Source organism: Vibrio sp. D173a, from assembly GCF_030248475.1.
In genome coordinates, this window is the sequence record NZ_JAHGAH010001274.1 from 1 (window position 1) to 605 (window position 605).

The 605-nt window shown below is 49.8% G+C and carries 1 protein-coding gene; it reads right to left on the reverse strand.

Features of this window, described 5'->3' with window-relative positions:
* Positions 1-601: 2Fe-2S iron-sulfur cluster-binding protein (locus KIV40_RS32795; protein ID WP_285353551.1), on the reverse strand; the 601-nt coding region annotated here is incomplete at its 3' end.
* Positions 602-605 lie beyond the last annotated feature (4 nt).

Below are 605 nucleotides of genomic sequence, written 5' to 3' on the forward strand. Positions count from 1 at the left end.
CGGGGCCTCCGCAAACAATCGCAACACGTTTCCCATTCATTGGTTTCTTAGGTGGTGTATAACTCTGCTGCGCCTCTAAATCGATATCTGCGGCGTGTCTCTTTAGTTGACGAATGGCAATCGAATCATCGACAAGATTACGTCGGCACTCTGTCTCACAGAAGGCGGGACACACACGTCCGATAGACAAAGGCATAGGTAAGGTTTGCTTAATGACTTCAACCGCTTTTATTGGGTCATTTTGCGCAATATGGTGGAGGTATGATTGGACGTCGACACCCGCTGGACACGCAGTTTGGCAAGGTGCTTCGCAGTCCGCATAGTGATCTGACATGATTCGATTAAGTGCTCTGTGACGGTGTTGCGTGAGTTGCGGCGATTGGGTGATCACCGTTAGCCCATTATGAACCTCAAGCTCACACGCGCGCTTGGTTCCACCACTTTCCACTTCTACGACGCAAAGTTCACAGGCGATTTTGTCACCCGAACGATTAAGACCACACAATGAAGGGATCTCAACGCCACATGTGTTTGCCGCTTCCAGCACCGTTTGTCCTTGCTCTACGATACGGTACTTCCCATCAATCACAATCTGAATCATAGCG